Source organism: Sphingomonas sp. SFZ2018-12 (genome assembly GCF_022496715.1).
Lineage (GTDB): Bacteria > Pseudomonadota > Alphaproteobacteria > Sphingomonadales > Sphingomonadaceae > Sphingomonas.
The window spans coordinates 623,203-643,726 of record NZ_WTFM01000001.1; the positions used below are offsets into that span (position 1 = coordinate 623,203).

General features: G+C 67.4%; 15 protein-coding genes and 2 tRNA genes. 6 read left to right on the forward strand and 11 right to left on the reverse strand.

The genetic code is table 11. From position 1 onward, the window contains the following. Positions 1 to 170: 170 nt before the first annotated feature. The 3 genes from GO308_RS02980 to rplU form a co-directional block, all read right to left on the reverse strand. Positions 171 to 707 carry a GNAT family N-acetyltransferase gene (locus GO308_RS02980; protein ID WP_240883756.1) on the reverse strand — a complete coding sequence of 179 codons (537 nt, stop codon included), beginning with the start codon at positions 705 to 707 and terminating at the stop codon, positions 171 to 173. A gap of 180 nt (positions 708 to 887) precedes the next feature. After that, on the reverse strand, positions 888 to 1,157 hold the full coding sequence (rpmA, locus tag GO308_RS02985; protein WP_066482492.1) for a 50S ribosomal protein L27: 270 nt from the start codon (positions 1,155 to 1,157) through the stop codon (positions 888 to 890). A gap of 28 nt (positions 1,158 to 1,185) precedes the next feature. Then, positions 1,186 to 1,560 (reverse strand): 50S ribosomal protein L21, encoded by a 375-nt coding sequence (rplU, locus tag GO308_RS02990; protein WP_066482490.1) that lies wholly within the window; start codon positions 1,558 to 1,560, stop codon positions 1,186 to 1,188. A 392-nt stretch (positions 1,561 to 1,952) separates the two neighbouring features. Between rplU and GO308_RS02995 the strand changes: the two genes are divergently transcribed. Next, positions 1,953 to 4,469 carry a TonB-dependent receptor gene (locus GO308_RS02995; RefSeq protein ID WP_240883757.1) on the forward strand — a complete coding sequence of 839 codons (2,517 nt, stop codon included), beginning with the start codon at positions 1,953 to 1,955 and terminating at the stop codon, positions 4,467 to 4,469. Between the two features lie 95 nt (positions 4,470 to 4,564). Then, positions 4,565 to 4,640, forward strand: a tRNA-Glu gene (locus tag GO308_RS03000). A gap of 23 nt (positions 4,641 to 4,663) precedes the next feature. Here the strand turns inward: GO308_RS03000 and hspQ are convergent. Next, on the reverse strand, positions 4,664 to 5,035 hold the full coding sequence (hspQ, locus tag GO308_RS03005; protein WP_240883758.1) for a heat shock protein HspQ: 372 nt from the start codon (positions 5,033 to 5,035) through the stop codon (positions 4,664 to 4,666). A 134-nt stretch (positions 5,036 to 5,169) separates the two neighbouring features. Between hspQ and GO308_RS03010 the strand changes: the two genes are divergently transcribed. Beyond that, positions 5,170 to 5,259 (forward strand) — tRNA-Ser (locus tag GO308_RS03010). Positions 5,260 to 5,287: 28 nt separating this feature from the next. Here the strand turns inward: GO308_RS03010 and GO308_RS03015 are convergent. After that, complete coding sequence (locus GO308_RS03015; protein WP_240883759.1) at positions 5,288 to 6,430, reverse strand: SDR family oxidoreductase; 1,143 nt, start codon at positions 6,428 to 6,430, stop codon at positions 5,288 to 5,290. Between the two features lie 153 nt (positions 6,431 to 6,583). Next, the gene (locus GO308_RS03020; protein WP_231726110.1) at positions 6,584 to 9,514 is read right to left on the reverse strand and encodes a TonB-dependent receptor; all 2,931 of its coding nucleotides are present in this window, start codon (positions 9,512 to 9,514) and stop codon (positions 6,584 to 6,586) included. Positions 9,515 to 10,034: 520 nt separating this feature from the next. Between GO308_RS03020 and GO308_RS03025 the strand changes: the two genes are divergently transcribed. Beyond that, positions 10,035 to 12,446 (forward strand): penicillin acylase family protein, encoded by a 2,412-nt coding sequence (locus tag GO308_RS03025; protein ID WP_240883760.1) that lies wholly within the window; start codon positions 10,035 to 10,037, stop codon positions 12,444 to 12,446. Continuing rightward, positions 12,443 to 14,053, forward strand: a complete 1,611-nt coding sequence (locus GO308_RS03030; protein WP_240883761.1) for an amidohydrolase family protein — start codon at positions 12,443 to 12,445, stop codon at positions 14,051 to 14,053. The genes GO308_RS03025 and GO308_RS03030 overlap by 4 nt, the downstream gene beginning before the upstream one ends. Before the next feature lie 90 nt (positions 14,054 to 14,143). Here GO308_RS03030 and dinB read toward each other — a convergent pair whose 3' ends face one another. The 5 genes from dinB to GO308_RS03055 form a co-directional block, all read right to left on the reverse strand. Continuing rightward, on the reverse strand, positions 14,144 to 15,229 hold the full coding sequence (gene dinB / locus GO308_RS03035; protein ID WP_346768978.1) for a DNA polymerase IV: 1,086 nt from the start codon (positions 15,227 to 15,229) through the stop codon (positions 14,144 to 14,146). A gap of 250 nt (positions 15,230 to 15,479) precedes the next feature. Next, a complete protein-coding gene (locus GO308_RS03040; protein WP_066670457.1) occupies positions 15,480 to 16,892 on the reverse strand; it encodes an efflux transporter outer membrane subunit in 1,413 nt (470 codons plus the stop codon). Next, positions 16,889 to 17,869: a biotin/lipoyl-binding protein gene (locus GO308_RS03045; protein ID WP_240883762.1), complete on the reverse strand. Its 981-nt coding sequence runs from the start codon at positions 17,867 to 17,869 to the stop codon at positions 16,889 to 16,891. The genes GO308_RS03040 and GO308_RS03045 overlap by 4 nt, the downstream gene beginning before the upstream one ends. A gap of 4 nt (positions 17,870 to 17,873) precedes the next feature. Next, entirely contained in the window at positions 17,874 to 18,584 is a 711-nt protein-coding gene (locus GO308_RS03050; RefSeq protein WP_066482475.1) for an ABC transporter ATP-binding protein, read from the reverse strand. Then, entirely contained in the window at positions 18,581 to 19,720 is a 1,140-nt protein-coding gene (locus tag GO308_RS03055; protein WP_066667209.1) for an ABC transporter permease, read from the reverse strand. Before GO308_RS03055 ends, GO308_RS03050 begins: the two co-directional genes overlap by 4 nt. Positions 19,721 to 19,846: 126 nt before the next feature. On the opposite strand from GO308_RS03055, the gene GO308_RS03060 reads away from it, so the two are divergent. Further along, complete coding sequence (locus tag GO308_RS03060) at positions 19,847 to 20,497, forward strand: TetR/AcrR family transcriptional regulator (protein WP_240883763.1); 651 nt, start codon at positions 19,847 to 19,849, stop codon at positions 20,495 to 20,497. The last annotated feature ends 27 nt before the right edge of the window (positions 20,498 to 20,524 follow it).

Below are 20,524 nucleotides of genomic sequence, written 5' to 3' on the forward strand. Positions count from 1 at the left end.
GCTCCCCTTGCCCCGCGCCTTGGCTCGGTACCAACTGGCGTGCGACGGGGCCTTGCGGCACGGTGGACCCCGGCACAGGGCCGGGGTGACGATAAGGTCAGCCGGCAGCTATATGCGGTCGCTTGACCCGCGCGATCCGCTTGGGCGTCGGGCGGACCTCATGAACCGCCTCACGCCGCCATTCGTGCATCATCCTCGTCACTGAGCGCCAGCGCATATTCGGCGCACGGCACCTCCGCACCGCGGCCGCGCGAATAGCGCATTGCTGTGCCGGTGGGCACGAACCCCAGCTTGCGCAGCACCGCGCCCGATGCCGGGTTGTCGAGATGATGGCCGCCCTGCAATCGTGGCACCCGCAGCGTGCGGGCGATGTCGATCACTGCACGGCCCGCCTCGGTCGCATAGCCGCGCCCCCAGGCGCTTGGCGTCAGCCAATAGCCGATTTCATGCGGACGATCGTCATAGGGACCGAAGCCGATGCCGCCGACCAGGCGGGGGCAGGGGCCTTCATGCGCGAGGATCACGAAGCTGGCCTCGCAGGTCCGCCGCGGCTGGCGGAGGAACGCCTCCGCGTCCGCGAGCCCATAGGGCCAGGGCGCACGGCCCAGGTTGCGGATCACTTCCCAATGCGCGATCGCCTGGGCCAGCTCGGGCGCGTCCTCGATCCAGCCGGGACGCAGCGTCAATCTGCGGGTACGCACGAACATCGGCACTCTCCTCTTTTGCGCCGTGCCATGCCCCCCGCGGATGACGGGGATGCGACACGAACGGGTTGAGGGAGCAAGAAAAAAGGGAGCCAGGCCGCGACCCGTCTCCCTTGTGCGTTGTCCCCGCCTTGACGCGGGGACCGGGTCGCCCTGGTGGACAACCCGGTTGGTTGCCCGATGTTATTCGGCGGCTTCCGCCATCATTTCTACCGACGCGAACTTGCGGCCCAGTCGGCCCTCATGGAAGGCGACGCGGCCGTCGGTCAGCGCGAACAGGGTGTGGTCCTTGCCCATGCCGACATTGGTGCCCGGATAGAATTTGGTGCCGCGCTGGCGCACGATGATGTTGCCGGCGACGACTTCCTGTCCGCCGAACTTCTTCACGCCAAGACGGCGGCCTGCCGAATCGCGACCGTTGCGCGACGAGCCGCCTGCTTTCTTATGTGCCATTGCCTATACTCCTCGTCTCGCTTGGGTTTCAGGCCTGGGCCGCCGGGGCTTCCGCCTCGACCGGGGCCGCATCCGCCTTCTTGGCCTTCGCCGCCTTCTTCTTCGCTTCGCCGATCGCGACGATCTTCAGGATCGTGTGCTGCTGGCGATGGCCGTTCTTGCGGCGGTAATTGTGGCGGCGGCGCTTCTTGAAGACGATGACCTTCTCGCCCTTCGCCTGCGCGATGATTTCCGCCGAGACCGTCAGGCCGGCGACCGGCTTCAGTTCGCTGCCTTCACCCGCGAGCAGGACGTCGCCCAGCGTGACCGTGGCGCCGGCATCGCCGTCGAGCTTCTCGACGACGATCTTGTCACCCTCGGCAACGCGATACTGCTTGCCGCCCGTGCGTACGACTGCGAACATGATCCTGAAACTCTCTTTATGTCGTGCGATTGAATTGTGCACAGCTCCGCACGAGCCCGGCATGCCCGGCTCCGCGAAACGGAACGCGCCAGCTAGGTCAGACCGCGCGCGAAGTCAACCGTTGATCTGGACGTCGCGCGGACGCGTCCTGCAAATTTCCGGATCGGGCGCCACAGTCGCCGCGCCCGTGCCGCCGCCCGACTCGCACTGCGTCACTGTTGCATTGCAGCAACGGTAAGATTGTTTCTTGGGCGCGCGATCCGGTTTCACTTTTATTACGTGAATCGATTGCGCAAGTTGCTGTCGGGAACGGTCGGAGGTCCCGGCCAAAATCTTTCAAGGGGAATCACATGCGCCGTCTTGCGATCGCTTGCCTTGCCGTTTCGACAGCGATGACTGCCGCGACCAGCGCGTTCGCGCAGGAGGCGGAAGCACCCACTGATGAAATTATCGTCACCGGCAGCCGCGCGGCCCAGCGTACCAGCACCGACAGCCCGGTCGCCATCGACGTCATCAGCGGCGAAAGCCTGAAAAGCTCGGGCGCGACCGAAACCAACCGCGTGCTCAACCAGCTCGTCCCGTCGTTCAATTTCCCCCAGCCGTCGCTGACCGACGGCACCGATTCGCTGCGGCCCGCCACGTTGCGCGGCCTGTCGCCCGATCAGGTGCTGGTGCTGGTCAACGGCAAGCGTCGCCATTCTGCGGCACTGCTCAACCTCAACGGTTCGGTCGGGCGCGGGTCGTCGGCAGTCGACCTCAACCAGCTTCCCCCCATTGCCATTGAGCGGATCGAAGTGCTGCGCGACGGTGCAGCGTCACAATATGGGTCGGACGCGATCGCCGGCGTCATCAACCTTCAGCTCAGCCGCGCCACCGGCGTTCGCGGCTCGGTCACCTACGGCAAGTACATCACGACCATGGACGGGGTGCGCGATTATGACGGTGTCCTGACCGGGCCGAACGGATTGCCCCAGGTGGTCACCGCGGGCGGCGGCACCAACGACATCCTGGCGCTCGACTTCACCGACGAGCGCGATCGGAATGACGGCGACACGGTGACGATCGCCACCAATATCGGCGTGCCGGTCGGGCCGGGCGGCTACCTCAACGTCACCGCGCAGTTCCGCGACCGCGACCGCACCCAGCGTTCGGGCGCCGACCCGCGCCGGCAATATCCGACGATCGGCGACCCGCGCGAGCTGACCTTCGATCGCTTCAATCACGGCTTCGGCGACGGCCAGGCCGAAGATTTCAACTTCGTGGTCAATACCGGGTACGAGCTGGGCGCGTTCGAGCTTTACGCGTTCGGCACCTACGGCATCCGCGACGGCACCGGCGCCGGCTTCTTCCGCCGGCCGAACGACGCGCGCAACCGCGACTTCGCGGCGTCGACGACCAGCTTCGTCCCCTTCTATCCCGACGGTTTCCTGCCGCTGATCGCAAGCGAGATCGAGGACGTTTCGGGCGCGATCGGCATCCGCGGCGATGTCGGCGGGTTCAAGGCCGACCTGTCGGTCATCTATGGCTCGGACGAGCTCAATTACCGGGTCGAGAACAGCTTCAACACCTCGCTCGGCGGACTGGTCAGCCCGCGTGCGTTCGATGCCGGCGGGCTGGCGGCGGGCCAGACGGTGATCAACCTTGATCTGTCGCGCACGCTCGACACCGACCTGTTCGAGCGCTTCGGCATCGCGCTCGGTGCCGAATATCGCAACGAGAATTTCAAGATCCGCCAGGGCGAGCTCGCCAGCTATGTCAACGGGCCGTTCGTCGCCAACGGCGCGGCGGGCGGGGCCCAGGTGTTTCCGGGATTCCAGCCGACCAACGCGGTCGATGCGACCCGTGACAGCTGGGCGGTCTATGCCGAAGCCGATTTCGACCCGATCACCGACCTGACCTTCCAGCTCGCGGCGCGCTACGAGAATTATTCGGACTTCGGCGATACCTTCAACCTGAAGGCAGCCGGGCGGTGGGAAGTCGTTCCCGGCGTCGCCATTCGCGGGTCCGCCTCGACCGGCTTCCGCGCGCCGAGCCTGTCCCAGCAATTCTTCACCGCCACCTCGACCAATAACGTCCAGGGGCTGGGTCTGATTGAAGTCGGCACGTTCCCGGTGGCCAGCCCGGTTGCGCGGGCGCTGGGCGCGCAACCCCTCGACGCGGAAAAGTCGCTCAATCTCGGCGGTGGCCTCGTGCTCGATCCGTTCACCGGCTTCACGCTGACCGTCGACTATTACAACATCCGGATTCGCGACCGGGTGACGCTGACGGAAAATCTCACTGGCGCGGCCGTGGTCGCGCTGCTGCAGTCGGCCGGCATCAACAACGTCACCTCCGCGCGCTTCTTCGTCAACGGCGTCGATACGCGCACCCAGGGCATCGACGTGGTTGCGACCTACCGTCTGCCCGAATTCGGGCTCGGCGATTTCCGCCTGACTGCAGGGTACAACTATAACGACACCAAGATCATCGATCGCGCGGTGTTGCCGTCATTGCCGGGGCTGCTGCTCTTCGGTCGGGTCGAATCCTTTCGCCTGACCGACGGCCAGCCGACCAACAAGCTCAACCTCTCGCTCGACTGGAGCCTGGGCCCGGTCAATGCGGTCATCCGCGCCAACCGCTTCGGCGAGGTGTTCACCGCGGGCGCCGGGGCGATTACCGTTGGCAAGGGGGATGCGCCCGCCGATTTCACGCTGACGCCGAAATGGCTGACCGACCTCCAGGTGACGCTGAAGGTGCATGAGGGCGTGCGCTTCACGGTCGGCGCGGACAATGTGTTCGATGTCTATCCCGACCGTCTGCCGGAACGCGCGCCGTTTACCGCCAACAGCTTCTTCCTGCCCTATTCCAGCCTCTCGCCCTTCGGCTTCAACGGCCGGTTCCTCTATTCGCGCCTCGACTTCGAATTCTGATCGCGACTGCCCCGGCCGGGTCGTGCGATCCGCCGGGGCAGGGGAGGTGCTTGACAAAGCGCGGTCGCACGGCCACCTCGCCGCCTCTGCACGACGGCCCCTTCGTCTAGCGGTCTAGGACGTCGCCCTCTCACGGCGAAAACACGGGTTCGAGTCCCGTAGGGGTCACCAGCCGGCGCAGCCGCCGCGCGCGATCAGTGGCGATGCAGGCGTTTCAGCCGATAACGCCCATTGGCATAATCGTCGAACAGGCCATGGATGGCGGGGTGGTCGACCGGCTCGTCGCTGTCGTCGGTCACCAGGTTCTGTTGGCTGACATAGGCGACATAACTCGATTCCGCGTTCTCGGCGAGGATGTGGTAGAAGGGCTGATCCTTGCGCGGGCGGATATCCTCGGGGATCGACTGATACCATTCCTCGGTATTGCCGAACACGGGATCGACATCGAAAATCACGCCGCGGAAATCGAACATCCGGTGACGCACGACATCGCCGATCGCGAACCGGGCGTGCGTGATGGGTGGGACCGGCGCGGCGGAGTCGGCGTGGGGATGTTCCTGGACCATATGTGCAATGTAGGCTTTGGCGACGATGACACAAGCATCACGCTTGCCTGCCCCTGACCTTTCGGTTATGCGCCGCCGCTCGATCGACCGGCGCGTGGTTCGTTTACGACGGAATGCGCGGAATTCCTCGCTGCGGAGAGGTGCCAGAGTGGTCGATTGGGACGGTCTCGAAAACCGTTGTGCCTTTACGGGTACCGTGGGTTCGAATCCCACCCTCTCCGCCACTTCTCTCGTGAAAACGGGTCGGCCTGACTAGGCCGCCGGCACAGCGTCCGGGATCGTCATTTCATCGGCGATGCGTGCGTCGAACGATGCCGAGCTGTCGGTTCCGTCCGGCTGGTGCGCACCCGGCACGGCCGCCCCCGCGGCTGGCGTGCGCGCGCCGGGCCGTGTGGGGCGAAGCATGATCCACGCGAACGCACTGACCGCCCCGATCGCGGCGGCCGTGGTCAGCATCGGACGCATCTGCGCCTCGAGCGCCAGGCTGGTCTTGCGCACGAAAATATCCTGGTTCGATCGTTCGCGCCCATCCTTGCGGGGCTCGAACAGGTTGTCGCGGGTGCCGTCCTCGGGCGGCTGGTCGATCGACTGGCCGCGTTCGGTCATGAAGCGTTCGGTGAACCAGTCCGCACCCGCGGGGAACAGGTTGCCGCCCAGCGTCAGCAGGAAGCCCTGGCCCCCCACGACCAGTTCCCGTCGCGGCGTCGTCGCGGCGTGGCAGATCGCCTTGGCGACCAGCTCGGGGTCATAGACGACGGGCGGAATGCGGGCTGGCCGGTCCATCTTGTTGCGCGAATGCTCGGGGTAGGGCGTGTCGATGCCATGCGGCTTGATCAGCGTGATCGACACCGGCAGGCCATCTGCGCCCACCTCGGTGCGCAGCGCCTCGGTAAAGCCCAGCACCGCATGCTTCATGGCCGAATAGGCACCCTGCACCGGCACTGCCCGCTCGGACAAAACCGATCCGACGTTGATCAATGCGCCGCCCCGCGCCTTCAGCCGGTCGACCGCGAACAGGGATGCGCGGACCACGCCGAAATAGCCGACGTCGAAGACGCGGCGCTGCTCGTCGATCGTCGTATCGTCAAGCCGGGCATAGATGGCGGTCGCGGCGTTATTGACCCAGGTGTCGAAGCCGCCGAACTCGGCATCGGCGACCGCGGCGATCCGTTGTGGCGCATCGTCGTCGGCCATGTCGACCGCGACCCAGGCCGCCTTGCCACCGGACAGGGCGATCCCCTCGACGATCTCACGCAGCGCGTCGCCGTTGCGCGCGGCGAGCACCACGCGTGCCCCGGTGCGCGCGGCACGACGTGCCGTGGCCAGGCCGATGCCCGATGAGGCGCCGGTGATGACGATCGTCTGGTCGGCGATCGGCTTGAGGGCGATGGGCATGGCAATCCTTTCCGCGCGGGGGTGTTCACCCTTCAACGCGGCGGGGAGGCCATGTTTCCCCGGGCTCTTCGCGCCGGGCGTGATGGGCACGCTTGGACGCGCTTGGTCCGACGGGGCGGCGGGGTGCCGGGTCAGGCCCCCCGCCGCACGACGTTACTTGGTCTGCAGTCGGATACCCACGCGGAACGCGCGGCCGAGCAGGTCGGAATAGGTCGTATTGGCCGACAGGCCGCCCTCGGGCAGCAGCAGCGGCGCGCGGTCGAACAGATTGGTGATGTTCAGGAAGACCTGGCCATCGCCCTGATTGTTGATGTTGAGTTTCGCGGTCAGGTTGAGGTCGACGTAGAACAGGCCGGAGACGCTGTTGTCGTCGATCGTCGGGAATTGCGAGACGATCGCCGCCGGCCGCCCGGTTGGGCAGGTGGTCTGGCATTCGATGAAGTTGTTGGAGATGGTCCCCGAACTCACGCCGCGGGCGGTGCCGGTGATCGTGTAGCTCGGGGTGTCGAGGACCGCGTTGAAGCGGAAGATCCACTCGGGCAGACCGCCGCCGCCATTCGCCCCGACCGTGTCGACCGGGATGCTGACGCCGCTGTCGGTGATATTGTCGATATACCGGGTGGCCAGGCCGCGCAGCGTGAACGTGCCTTCGCTGTTGGCGAAGAAGGTATCGAGCGGGATGCGGTAGCTCGCATCGATGTCGATACCGCGATTGGTGATGCTGGCGAAGTTGAACGGGCTGGCGCGGAAGAACAGCTCGCGGTCGCCGGTCGGGTCGGGGCCGAAGGCGGCGCAGAATTCCTGGCGGCCCTCGAAACAGCGGTTGATGATGTCCTGAGCAAAGAACTGGCCGATCGCGCCCTCGAGCTCGATCAGATACGCGTCGATCGAAGCCGAAAAGCCGGGCAGGAAGCGGGGGGTGAAGATCACCCCGACACTGGTCGTATCCGCGATTTCGGGATCGAGGTTGAGGTTGCCCGTCGTCGTTTCGCGGAACGTCACGCCGACGCGGTCTGGTTCGGGAAAGGGATCGGTCAGCGTGTTGGTCCGCGACGTACCCGCCTGGAACAATTCGTTCAGGTTGGGCGCGCGGATGTCGCGCGACCGGGTAACGCGGAAGCGCAGGTCCTCGATCGGCTGCCAGGTCGTGCCGACTTTCCATGTCGTGACATAGCCGGACGTGGAATAGTCGGTCGCGCGCACCGCGCCGTTGAACTCGACGCCGCCGCCCAGCGGCACGACGGTTTCGAAATATGCTTCCTTCACGTCATAGTCGCCGAAGGTCGGCAGGAAGTTGCCGACCGACCAGCCGGTCTGGAACTCGGTGGGCACGAAGCCCGACACTTCCTCGCGCCGATACTCGCCGCCGACCGCGATGCTGACATCGCCGGCCCAGGTCGCGAACGGCGTGAAGGACAGGTTCACCCCGGCGACGGTCTGCTGCAGCTTCTGTTCGCGATAGGGGTCGCCGAGCACATAGTCGATCGCCGCCTGGCTCGTGACGTTGATGCCCAGCCGGTTGAGCGGCACGCAGCCATTGGTCGGGGCCGTCAGCGTCGATCGGCACACGATTGTCCCCGCGGCGATGCCAGCGGCATTTCCGGCAGGCGCGAACACCGCATCGGTCGCCAAGGCGATGCGATTGGTGTTCATGATGCTGCGAAGCTGTTCGCGCGTGTTGGTCTCGCCATATTGGGCATAGGCGCTCCACACCGCGCGCTTGCCGAACATCTCGAAATCGCCGCCGCCGCCGATCGTATAGCGTTGGACGTCGCGCTGGTTGTTGTTGCGCCGGACGGGAAGGTCGACCGCGGTGGTGCCGATCGTCACCGACGTGATGCCGGCCAGGCGCGCCGGACCCAGCGTGTTGATCAGGAACGCGTTGTCCGACCGAAGCGTCACGGCGGTCGAAAGCTGCGGCCCAGCGTTGAAGTCCGATTCCTGCCAGTTATAGGCGGCCTCGGCATAGACTTCCGCCCAGGGCGCGACCTCGTAGCTCACCCGGCCAAAGATGCCGCGGCGGTCATCGGCGGCGTCCAGCCCGATGTTGCGGCTGTTGTCGGCAAGCTGCCAGTCGCCCCCCTGGGTCAGGGTCGGCGCGCCCGCGCTGCCCAGCGCGGGCGAATTGAGCGCGCCATATTGGAACTGGTTCACCGACCCGCCCTGGCCGAAATAAATTCCGCGCAGACGGTTGGCCACACCCCCCGCCGAATTGTTGATGATGCCGCCGGGCAGGGCGTTGGCCGTGCCCGCGCCGGAAACCACCAGATTCTGGGGCAGGCCGTTGGTGTTGGTAAAGGCCGGGTTGGGGATGGTGCGGAAGCCGAACTGGTTCCAGTCACGATCGACCTGGAAAATGCCGTCGCGCTTGGCGAGCTCGGCGCTCACCAGCACGTGGCCGCGCCCGCCGGCGAACTTCAGGCCGCCTGCAACGCTGAACGAATAGTTGAACCCGTCGCCCTCGCCGGTGATGCCGCTGTCGATCGCGACCTTCAGCCCTTCATATTTCTTGTCGAGCACGAAATTGACGACGCCCGCGACCGCGTCGGAGCCATAGGCCGCGGAGGCGCCGCCCGTGACGATCTCGACGCTCTGGACCAGCGCCTGGGGAAAGGTGTTGATGTCGACGAGGCCGGTGACGCTCGATCCCGGCGAACGGCGGCCGTCGAGCAGCACCAGCGTGCGGATCTCGCCCAGCGCGCGCAGGTTGAGCGCGTTGATGCCCGCCAGGCCCGAACTGATCGCCAGGCGGGAATTGGCGGGGCGCAGGCTGCCTGCGACCGATGGGATCTGGTTGACGAAATCGGCGATATTGTTGGTCGGCGACTGGTTCTGGATGTCCTGCTGGGTCAGCACGGTCAGCGGGGTCGGTGCCTGAAAGCCGTCGCGGATGACGCGGGTGCCTGTGACGACGATATCGTCACGCGACTGTGCGTCATCCTCCTGTTCCGCGGGGGCGGGGTCGCTGGTCTGGGCGATCGCCGTCGCAGGAGCCAGGGCGACGAGCGCCATCGCGGTGATGCTGGCATGCAGGGCGTAGCGCCCCGGGCGGCGGCGAAGCTGGACGGTCGCTTGCATCTTCATTCCCCTTAAAATTCCTGAGACGGTATCGGGCGGCGCGCGTGCCGGATACCGAGCCGCAATGTCGCTGCGCCTGTTGGCGTCACGCGTGACGAACCGGTTCCGGTTCGTCGTGCTCGATCGTCATGAAAGCGATGCGGGGTGACTGCCGCCCTTGAGTCCCGCCGCGACGTCGCGGCGGATCGCGGTGAAGCCGATATCTGGTCGCCCCGGCAATTTCCCATTCGACGCATGGCCTCCCCCAAGTGCCGGATCGTGCCGGTCGGCAAGGAAGCACGTCAAGCATTGCCGGTTTTCTTTGCGTTACATCCACCATAACCAAAGGCAATGGACGGGTTCGGCGTACTGCGGTTTGGCACGCAGGCCGCGCAGATGGACCATAGCTTTCCGGCATGCCCGGGCCAACGCTTACCATATGACCTGCCGTCGGGTTGCGATAGCTTTGGGGTCGATACGCTTGGGCATGGGCCCGCCGGTGACGGTACGGGCCACGAACACGGGGCCAGAGCAGGGGGAAGCCCGGATGAAATTGAATCGCCGCATCTTTCTTGGCGGGACCGCGCTCGTCCTCACCACGGCCGCAGCCGCGCGCGCGATGCAGACCAATGGGGTGCGTGTGAAGCTTCCCGAGCGGCGGCGGCAGGTTGCGGGGATCGCCGGGCAAATCGAGATCGTCGACGACCGTTTCGGCGTGCCGCACATCCGCGCAACGACGAAGGCCGACGCGTTTTTCGGCCAGGGCTATACGGTGGCCCGCGACCGCCTGTTCCAGCTTGACCTTGGCCATCGCCGCGCCATGGGGCGGCTGGCGGAGGCATTCGGCCCGGCTTTCGTCGCGAACGATCACGCCGAACGCCTGTTTCATTATCGCGGTGACCTGGATGCCGAACTGGCCAAGGTGCCGGCGGAGGTGCTGGCGTGCGCGCGCGGCTATGTGGCCGGCGTCAATGCGCGGATCGACGAGGTCATCGCCGACCCCGATCTGCTTCCGGCCGAATATCGCATCCTCGGTGCGCGCCCGATGAAATGGGACGTGCGCGATCTGGTGCTTCAGCGCGGCGCCTCGATCGGCAACATCGACGACGAAATCCGGCGCGCCCGGCTGGCCGCGCTCGGGATGCTGGAACTCGACACACTGGTCGCGCCGCTCCGTCCGGCGTGGCGGCTTCGTGTGCCCGACGGGCTGGATGTCGCGTCGATTTCCGAACGCGACCTCGGCGTCCTCGTGACCGCGGAGGGCGCGCTGCCCTTCGGCGCGACACCCAGCCCGGTGCGCGATCCGGATGCGCCGTCCACCGGCCCCGACAATGCCGGATCGAACGCCTGGACGGTGGGCCCAGGGCGCAGCGCGACCGGGCGGCCGATCCTGGCCAACGACCCGCATCTGGGCATCGGCGGCTTCGCGCCGCGCCACGTCGCGCATTTGACCGCCCCGGGACTGGACGTGATCGGCGGCGGCTCCCCCGGGCTGCCCGGCATCATGCAGGGGCACACCGACCGCTTCGCGTTCGGGCGGACCAACTCGCACAACGACCAGAACGACCTGTTCATCCTCGAACTCGATCCGGCCGATCCCGAACGCTATCGCCACGCCGGCGGCTGGAAGCGGTTCGCGACCGTCGAGGAAACCATCGCGGTCAAGGGCGCGCCGGCGCAGACGATCCGCATGCGCTATTCGGTGCATGGACCCGTGCTGCGCCACGATGCCGCCGCGCGCCGCGCCACCGCCATGTCGAGCGTGACGATGATGCCCGGCGCGATGGGCGGCTTCGCCATGATCGCGATCAACCTGGCGCGCGACTGGGAGGATTTGAAACAGGCGTTCCGGCTGCACCCGTCGCCGACCAATTTCCATTATGCCGACATCGACGGCAATCATGGCTGGCAGGTGATCGGCATGGCCCCGTTGCGCAAGGGCGGACATGACGGCCTGCTGCCCGCCCCCGGCGACGGGCGCTATGACTGGACGGGGCGCATCGGTGCGGAGGCACTGCCGCGCGAATATAATCCCGCACGGGGCTGGTTCGCATCCGCCAACCAGGACAACATCCCGCCCGACTATCCGATGCGCGAACGTCCGCTCGCCTTCTCCTTCCGCGAACCTTATCGCTATGAGCGTATCGTCGAGGTGCTGGAGGCCCAGCCCCGGCACGGCATCGCCGACAGCGCGGCGTTGCAGCAGGACGTGCTGTCGACGCCCGCGCGCCAGCTTGTCGCGCTGATCCCCGCCAAGGTGAGCGACGCTGCCACTCCGACCGCCGCGATGCTGCGCGGTTGGGATCGCCAGCTTGGCGCGGGCAGTGCCGCGGCCGCGCTGTTCCGCATCCTGTGGGCGGACCTTGGCACGCGCATTCTCGACACGGTCGTGCCGCCGGCCGCGCGCGAGCTGGTGCCGTCGATCGCGGCGGGCGAGCTGATCCGGGTGATGCGCGACGCGGATCCCCGGCTGGGCGCGAACCCGGCGGCGGTGCGCGACCGCCTGTTCGACCAGGCGCTGGCGTCCGCATGGGCGGAGGCGGTCAAGCTGATGGGACCGGACCCCGCGACGTGGCGCTGGGGCAAGCTGCATCAGGTGCGCATCGCGCATCCCTTGGCCCGCATTCCCGCCATCGCGGCGGCATTTCCGCCGATCGAGGGCGGGGAGTCGGGCGGCGACAACTACACGGTCAACGCCCGCTGGGTGCCGTCGCGCGGCTATCGGACCTCGGGCGGGGCGAGCTACCTTCAGGTGATCGACGTCGGCAACTGGGACGACAGCCTCTACCTCAACCTGCCCGGTCAGTCGGCGGACCCCGCATCGCCGCATTATCGCGATCATTACTCACCATGGATCACCGGGCAGATGCAGAAGCTGCCGTTCAGCCGCAATGCGGTCGAAAAGGCCGCGCAGGCGCGTACGACGCTGATGCCACGGAACAAGGAACCGGCGGAATGAAGCGCAATCGGATCTGGGCATGGGTGCTGCTGGCGGCCGCCAGCGGGTGCACCACGGTGCCGCCGAGCACTACGGCGACCGCAGACGTCGTCATTCGCGGCGGCACCATCTATGACGGCGGCACCGGGTCGCCGGTGGTCGGCGATGTCGAACTGACCGGCGACCGGATCACTTATGTCGGTCCGTCGCGCGGAACACCCGGCAAGCAGGTGATCGACGCCGCCGGCCGCATCGTCGCGCCGGGTTTCATCGACCCGCACACCCACCCCGACAGCTATATCCGTGCCGACGATCCCGTCGGGCGCCAGAACCTGCCCTGGCTGGCGCAGGGCGTGACGACGATCATCCACGGCGTCGACGGCGGCGGCACCCCGGATGTCGCGGCCGATGCGGCGCGGCTGGAGGCCGCAGGGGTCGGCACCAACGTCGCTGCGTTCGTCGGCTTCGGCGCGGTGCGCGCGCAGGTGCTGGGCCAAGTCGATCGCGCGCCGACGCCCGCCGAACTGGCGGAGGAGCGCGCGTTGGTCGCTGCCGCGATGTGCCAGGGTGCGCTCGGCTTCTCGACCGGGCTGTTCTATGCGCCGCAAAGCTTTGCGGCGACCGATGAAGTCATCGCGCTTGCCCGCGAAGCCGCGTCGCGCGGCGGCCTTTATGACACCCATCAGCGCGATGAATCGAGCTACACCGTCGGCCTGATCGCATCGGTGCGCGAGGCGATCCGTATCGGCCGCGAGGCCGGGCTGCCGGTGCATTTCGCGCACCTGAAGGCGCTGGGCGTCGACGTGCATGGCCAGGCGCCGCAACTGATCGCGGAGATCGAGGCGGCACGGCGCAGCGGCATCGACGTGACGGCGGATCAGTATCCGTGGAATGCATCGGGCTCCAGCCTCGACGCTGCGCTCGTGCCGCGCTGGGCGGTCGATGGGGGCTATCGCGCAATGATCGCCCGGTTCGATGCGCCGGCGACGTTGGCGCGGATCAAGGCGGAGATGGCTGAGAATCTGCGCCGGCGCGGCGGGGCCGCCAGCTTGTTGCTGACCAGCGCCGGGCATCCATGGACCGGGCAGACGCTGGAGCAGATGGCGACGCAGTGGCGCGTCGACCCGATCGATGCCGCGATCCGGATCCTGCGCGTGGCCAGTGCCGACGGCGATCGCGCGGCGGGTACCGGCGTCGCGTCGTTCAACATGATCGACGCCGATATCGACCTGATCATGCGCCAGCCCTGGGTGGTCAGCGGATCGGACGGGTCGAACGGCCATCCGCGCCAATACGCGACCTATCCGCGGCTCTATGCCGAATATGTCCGCAAGCGGGGCGTGATTGATCTGGCCACCATGATCCGCCGGTCGAGCGGCGCGGTCGCCGACATCTATCGCATCGCCGAACGCGGCTATCTGCGCCCCGGCTATTTCGCCGACGTCGTCGTGATCGATCCCGATCGCTACGCGCCGCGCGCCGACTACGTGAATCCGCGTGTGCCGGCGGTCGGCGTCGACGCGCTGTTCGTCAACGGTGTGCTGGCCCTGGCGCGTGACCAGGCGACCGGCGCACGGGCGGGCAGGGCGTTGCTGCGCCCGCGGCCGGCGGGGTGCCCGGCGGGGTAGGGAGCACGTTTCTCGACTTCGCTCGAAACGAACGGATTCATTTTCACGCTTCTCCGCGTTTCCGTTCGTTTCGAGCGAAGTCGAGAAACATTACCTTAACGGCAATTCCGGCGCGATCGGGTCGGCCACCACCGCGCCCCGAGACAGGTTGGACAGCGTCAGCCCCAGCAGCCGCACCGGCTTCGGCACCGGCAACACGCTGGCCAGCAGGTCACGGCCGACCGCCACGAACTCGGCTTCGTCCCGCACCGGCCGGTCGAGCGAGCGGGCACGGGTGATGATGCGGAAATCCTGATATTTGACCTTCAGCGTGACGGTGCGGCCGGCGACATCGTCCTTGCCCGCGATCCGCCGCCATACCGTTGCGCCGATGCGGTCGAGCTCTTCGCCGAGCGCGCGGGGATCGGACAGGTCGGTGGCGAAGGTGTCCTCCGCGCCGATCGACTTGCGTTCGCGGTCGGCGCGCACCTGGCGGTGACAGATGCCGCGCGCGAGATCATGGTAGTAGCGCGCGCTGCTGCCGAAATGCCGTTCGAGAACGCTCATCTCCACCCCGCGCAGGTCGAGCCCGGTGTGGATGCCCAGCTGCGCCATGCGCTCCGCCGTCTTCGGGCCGACGCCGTGAAAGCGTTTGACCGGCAACCCCGCAACGAAATCGAGCGCGCGGTCGGGTGTGATCACGCACAGCCCGTCGGGCTTGTTCTGGTCGGATGCCAGCTTGGCGAGAAACTTGTTGTAGGAGACGCCGGCGGACGCGGTCAGCCCGGTGTCGGCGCGGATGCGGGCCCGGATTTCACGCGCGATCGGGGTGGCAAGCCCGATGCCCTTCAGGTCGTGGGTCACGTCCAGATAGGCTTCGTCGAGGCTCAGCGGTTCGACATGCGGGGTATAGTCGAGGAAGATCGCGCGGATCTGTTCGCTGACTGCGCGATAGGCGTCGAAGCGCGGCTTGACGAAGATCAGGTCCGGGCACAGCCGCCGCGCGGTGACCGACGGCATGGCCGAGCGCACGCCAAAGCGCCGCGCCTCGTAACTGGCCGCCGCGACCACCCCGCGCGTGCCGCCACCCACCGCGACCGGCAGGCCGCGCAACGCGGGATCGTCACGCTGTTCGACCGACGCGAAGAAGGCGTCCATGTCGACATGGATGATCTTGCGGATCGGCGCTTCGTTCACGCTGTGTTCCATAGCGCGGTTCGTGGGGGTTGGGGAGGGGGGTGCCGAGAATGTCCTTCGATACACGCCTTCGGCTTCGGCAAAGCCGAAGTTTATCCTGAGCGACGCCGCAGGCGGCGTCGAAGGGCTCAGTCGCTACTCAGGATGAGCGGTCTGGAAAATCTTCCCACCATAAGCCAAACACCGCTCATCCTGAGTAGCCGCTGAGCCTGTCGAAGCGGCGTATCGAAGGACGTGCGCAACCGCCCCCTCAGCCTTCCCCGCCAACCGCCCGATACAGCGCCACCCGTGCGCGCGCGACTTCCGCCTGGGCGGTGATCGCCGACTGGCGCGAGGCGTAGCTGGTGCGTTCGGCGTCGAGGACGGTGAGGAAGGTATCGAGGCCGCGGCGATAGCGTTCGCGTGCCAGCTGCGCGGCGTCACGGTCGAGTTCGGCCTGGCGCGACAGGGCGCCCGCCCGTTTCGCGGCTGCGTCGAGCGCGCCGAGCGCGGCTTCGGTTTCGCCCAGCGCGGTGAAGAGCGCGCGGCGATAGGTGGCGAATGCTTCGCGCGCTTCCGCCTCGCGCTGGTCGATCCGCGCGCCGATGCGGCCGAAATCGAGCAGCGGCCCGGCGATCGATCCGCCGAGCGAGCCGGTGATCGCCTCCTCGCTGAACAGGTCGCCGAACGCCAGCGCGAGCAGGCCGATGCTGCCGGTGATGCTGAACGTCGGGAAGCGCTCGGCCGCGGCGGCTGCGATGTCGGCATCGGCAGCGGCGAGGCGGCGTTCGGCTGCCGCGACGTCGGGACGGCGACGCAAGAGGACGGACGGCACTTCGAGCGTCGGCAGGCCGGGGGTGATCGCCGGCACCGGCTGCGCCGGCTCAAGCGCCGCCAGCACCGTATCGGCGGGCGCGCCGGTCAGCGTGACCAATCGGCCGATGATCGCGGCGCGCTCGCCCGCGATCGCGTCGAGCCGCGATTGCGCTTCGGCGGCGAGCGACTGGGCGCGAACCAGGTCGAATCCGGGGACGATGCCCGCCCGGGCGCGCACGCCCGTCACTTCCGCCAGCGCATCCGCACTCGCCAGATCGTCGCGGACCAGCGCCGTGCGCCCGGCGAGATCGCGATAATCGAGTACCGCGCGGGCAATGTCGGTGGCCAGCGCGAGCCGCACCGCCGCGGCATCCGCCGTCGCCGCGTCGAGCCGCGCGGCGGCCGCGCGCTGTCCGGCGCGCAGTCGCCCGAACAGGTCGATGTCCCAGCTGGCATCGGCGGACGCGCTGAAATTGCTGACATAGCGCTGGATCTCGATGCCGTCGGGCAGGCCGGCGAACTGAGCGGCGCTGATTCGCCGCCGCGATCCATCGCCGCCAGCCGTGATGTTGGGCAAGCGTTCCGCACCCGCGCCGCGCAGCCCCGCGCGGGCGGCATCGATCCGCGCCACCGCAATCGCCAGCTCCGGCGCGTCCGCCATCGCGCGAGCATTCAGCGCGACAAAGGCCGGATCCTGGCTGGGCAGCAGATCGGGCAGCGTGCCGCTCGCGCTGGCCTGGCGATCGAGCAGCGCGAAGGCATCGGGCAGGGCAATGCTGCTGGGCGCCGGCGGCCGTTCGACCGGGGCGCAGGCGGCGAGCGCCAGCGCGGTCGCGGAGAGGCCGCTCAACAGGTGCCGGCGGCTCATTTCGCGGCACTCGCCCGGCGCGCCGGGACGAACGCGTCGACCTGCTGCCCGACGAACAGCTGATGCCCCTCGGCCGGCAGCGCATAGATCAGCTGGAGCACGCGGATGTCGACCCGCTCGGTCGATGCGTTGGTCAGCGACCGCTTGGGAATGACCAGCGGCTCGGCGCGCACGAAGCTGGCCTGGATGCGGCTCGTGGCATTGCCGCGCGGGCTGATGATCGCGCCGCGTTCGAGCGCGACCTTGTCGATCTCATTCTCGTCGATGTCGACGCGGACGTGCAGCGGGCGGGTGACCCCCAGCGTCATCAGCGGCTCGGCCGAATTGCCCGGCGCCGGCCCGGCGGTCGCATATTGCCCTTCGCGCGTGCGGACCTGCAGCACCTCGGCTGCGCGCGGCGCCCGGACGGTCAGCCGCGCGAGCGTGACGCGCGCGGATTCAAGCTGCGCCTCCGCCTCGCGCACCTCGGCCAGCGCCACGGCGAGCCGCGCCTCCGCGTCCTCGACCACGCCCTGACGATCGATGACCTCCTGGCGCGACACCGCGCGTTCGTCGGTGACGGAGCTGTAGAGCGCGAGCTGGCGGCGCGCGACGTTCAGCGTCGTGCGCGCTGCCCCGACGCTGCGGCGCAGGCGCTCGAGGCGCGCTTCCGCCTCGTTCACCGCGGCACGGGCGTCGCGGCTGTCGATCGAGAAAAGCGGCTGACCCGCCGCGACCTGATCGCCGGCCTGGACATAGACCCGGTCGACCACGCCGGGGATGAAGGCCCCCACTTCGATCAGCTCGCTGGACGGTTCGACGACGCCCGAGCCCGCCACGCTGCCGCCGCGCTGGGCGGCAGGGGCCTGGGCCGGGGTCTCGACCGGCTGGGTCATGCCGCGATCGGGCTGGCTGCGTGCCACCAGGATCGCGGCGACGATGATGCCGACGATCGCGACGACGGGCAGGATTTGACGCGAAAAGCTGAGTTTTGCCATGGTCTTATCCGTGATCCTTCGGCATTTCCTTGCCGTCATGGGTGATGCGGCCGTCCTCCATCGCCAGGATGCGGTCGGCGAGGTCGAAGACGCGGTTGTCGTGGGTGACGATGATGACCGCGCGGTCCTGGGCCAGCGCAACCTCGCGCAGCAGGTCCATGACGCGGCGGCCCGAACGCGCATCGAGCGCGGCGGTCGGCTCGTCGCAGACGACGAGGCGCGGCGAATGGATGAGCGCGCGGCCGATCGCGACGCGCTGTTGCTGGCCCCCCGACAGCTGGCGCGGCAGCTTGTCGGCCTGGTTGCCGATGTTGAGCTTGTCGAGCAGGTCGCGCGCGCGCTCGATCGCCTCCTTGCGCGGTACGCCGGAGGCGATCAGCGGGACGGCAGCATTGGCGGCGGCGCTGATCGACGGGATCAGGTTATACTGCTGAAAGATGAAGCCGATCGTGCTCAGCCGGAACTTGACCAGCTGCGTGTCGGTCAGCCGATAGATGTCGGTGCCGAACACGTTCACCTGCCCCTCGGTTGGATAGAGGATGCCCGCGATGATCGAGATCAGCGTCGTCTTGCCCGATCCGGATTCGCCGACCAGATAGGTCAGCTCGCCCGACTTCACGTCGACGCTGATGTCGTGCAGCACGCGAATCCTGTCGTCGCCGACCGGGAAATCCTTGGCGACGTGCTCGACGCGAATGGCGATGTCCGCGCTCACCGGAACACCTCCGCCGGTTCGGTCTTCAACACCTGGCGCAGCGCGAGGAAGCCGGTGAGCAGGATCATCACCACCACCGTGCCGGCGGCGATCAAGGGGATCTGATAGGGGGTGTAAAAGCCCTTGAATGTGTCTGAATTGGTCGCGCCGGAGACGACGAACATCACCGCCATGATCAGGCCCAGCCCATAGCCGATCAGCGCGACCAGCGCCGACTGCGCAGCGACCATCAGCCGGATCTTGCCGTTGGTCACTCCGATCGCCTTCAGCGCGCCGAACTGCTTGATGTTGTCGCGGATGAACAGGCTGAAGGTCAGGCCGACGATGGCGATGCCGACGATGACGCCCAGCGCAACGGTGATGCCGAAATTGATCGGAATGCCGGTGTTCTGGATGATGTAATCGATGCCGTCGCGGGCGAACTGGTCGGACGTGCGGGCGCGCAACCCGGTCTCGCGCTGGATGCGCGCGGCGACGGTGGCGGGTGCCTCGCCATCGACGGCGCGCACCAGCACGAACGACAGCCGGTTGCGCGTGCCGGGCAGGAAATTCAGCGCGTTGGAATAGCGCGTGTAGAGGATGACGGTCGAGGTGAAGGTTGGGTTGGCATCGACGATGCCCCGGACCACCGCGCGCTGATCGTTCAGCTCGAGCCGGACGTTCATCGCGGCCTCGTCGGACGCGAAAAGCTTGCGCCCGCCAACCCCGTCGATGAACACGGCATCGGGCTCGAACAGCGATTCGCGCGTGCCGCGCAGCATCGTGCGCGGCAGGCCGACCAGAGTCGAATCGTCGACGCCGATCACCGACACGGGCTCCAGATCGCCTTCGGGCGTGCGCACATTCGCCCCGGAGCGGATCATCGGCGTGGCCCAGGCGACCCCGCGCACGCCGCGCACGCGCTGCAGGTCGGTAGATGGCATCGGCAACGTGACGTCGGGCGTCCGCCCGGCCGGGTCCATCACCCAGATGTTCGCGGTCGACACCTCATGCACCGCCGCCGCGCCGCGCAGCAGCAGGTTGACGAAGATCGTCAATTGCTGGGTGATCAGCAGCGTCGAGAAGGCGACGCCGAACACCAGGCCAATGAACTTGACCCGGTCCCCCGTGAGCATCCGGATCGCGATCCAGATCATGGCGACTTTTTCCCCGTTCGCGCGTATAGCGACTCAAAGCTGTACGCTCGCGTTCACATACCCCACAATTAGTGAACGTCAACGTATTGTTTTTTTCGAAACGAAAACGGAGCATGATCCGAGGCAATGGCCGCAGTAGTCGACAAGCCGGGCGAGGGGAAACGAAGCGGGGCGGGACGGCCGCGCGATCCGGCCAAGCATCATGCAATCATCGCCGCCGCGCTGGCGACGTTTCTCGAACGCGGCTTCAACGCCGCGACGATCGAACATATCGCCGCCCGCGCCGGGGTGTCGAAGGTCACGATCTACAATCGCTTCACCGACAAGGAGACGCTGTTCGAACAGGTCGTCAAGGCGCGCACCGACGAGATCGAGGCCGCGATCCTGGCCGACACCCCGCGCAAGGGCGACTTTGAAGGGCTGCTCAACGCCTTTGGCCGCAATCTCCTGGGCTTTCTGTTTGATTCCGCGCATGTCGCGCTCGACCGGATGCTGCCGCAGGAAATCGCGCATCTCCCCACGCTGGCATCGCGCTTTTTCGACGCGGGCCCCGGCCAGTGCCGCGAGCGACTGGCGAGTGTGCTGCGCAAGGCAAGGGAGGCGGGGCTCGTGGAAATCGACGATGCCGCGCGCGCGGCAGAGGACCTGATGGCGCTGTGGAAGGGCTTTGCCGATGTCGAATTGAAGTTCGGCGTGCGCGACCGGATGAGCAAGGCCGAAATCGAGGCGCGCGTCCGGCATGGAACCGCGGTATTCCTGCGCGCGTATCGACCCTGAGTTTCGCTGCAACGGAGGATGCAATGC

Coding starts and splice junctions, on each gene's coding strand:
- GO308_RS03025 (WP_240883760.1), top strand. CDS start 10,035: ATGAAATTGAATCGCCGCATCTTTCTTGGCGGGACCGCGCTCGTCCTC.
- rplU (WP_066482490.1), bottom strand. CDS start 1,560: ATGTTCGCAGTCGTACGCACGGGCGGCAAGCAGTATCGCGTTGCCGAG.
- GO308_RS03020 (WP_231726110.1), bottom strand. CDS start 9,514: ATGAAGATGCAAGCGACCGTCCAGCTTCGCCGCCGCCCGGGGCGCTAC.
- GO308_RS03015 (WP_240883759.1), bottom strand. CDS start 6,430: ATGCCCATCGCCCTCAAGCCGATCGCCGACCAGACGATCGTCATCACC.
- GO308_RS03040 (WP_066670457.1), bottom strand. CDS start 16,892: ATGAGCCGCCGGCACCTGTTGAGCGGCCTCTCCGCGACCGCGCTGGCG.
- GO308_RS03060 (WP_240883763.1), top strand. CDS start 19,847: ATGGCCGCAGTAGTCGACAAGCCGGGCGAGGGGAAACGAAGCGGGGCG.
- GO308_RS03045 (WP_240883762.1), bottom strand. CDS start 17,869: ATGGCAAAACTCAGCTTTTCGCGTCAAATCCTGCCCGTCGTCGCGATC.
- hspQ (WP_240883758.1), bottom strand. CDS start 5,035: ATGGTCCAGGAACATCCCCACGCCGACTCCGCCGCGCCGGTCCCACCC.
- GO308_RS03030 (WP_240883761.1), top strand. CDS start 12,443: ATGAAGCGCAATCGGATCTGGGCATGGGTGCTGCTGGCGGCCGCCAGC.
- GO308_RS03055 (WP_066667209.1), bottom strand. CDS start 19,720: ATGATCTGGATCGCGATCCGGATGCTCACGGGGGACCGGGTCAAGTTC.
- GO308_RS02995 (WP_240883757.1), top strand. CDS start 1,953: ATGACTGCCGCGACCAGCGCGTTCGCGCAGGAGGCGGAAGCACCCACT.
- rpmA (WP_066482492.1), bottom strand. CDS start 1,157: ATGGCACATAAGAAAGCAGGCGGCTCGTCGCGCAACGGTCGCGATTCG.
- GO308_RS02980 (WP_240883756.1), bottom strand. CDS start 707: ATGTTCGTGCGTACCCGCAGATTGACGCTGCGTCCCGGCTGGATCGAG.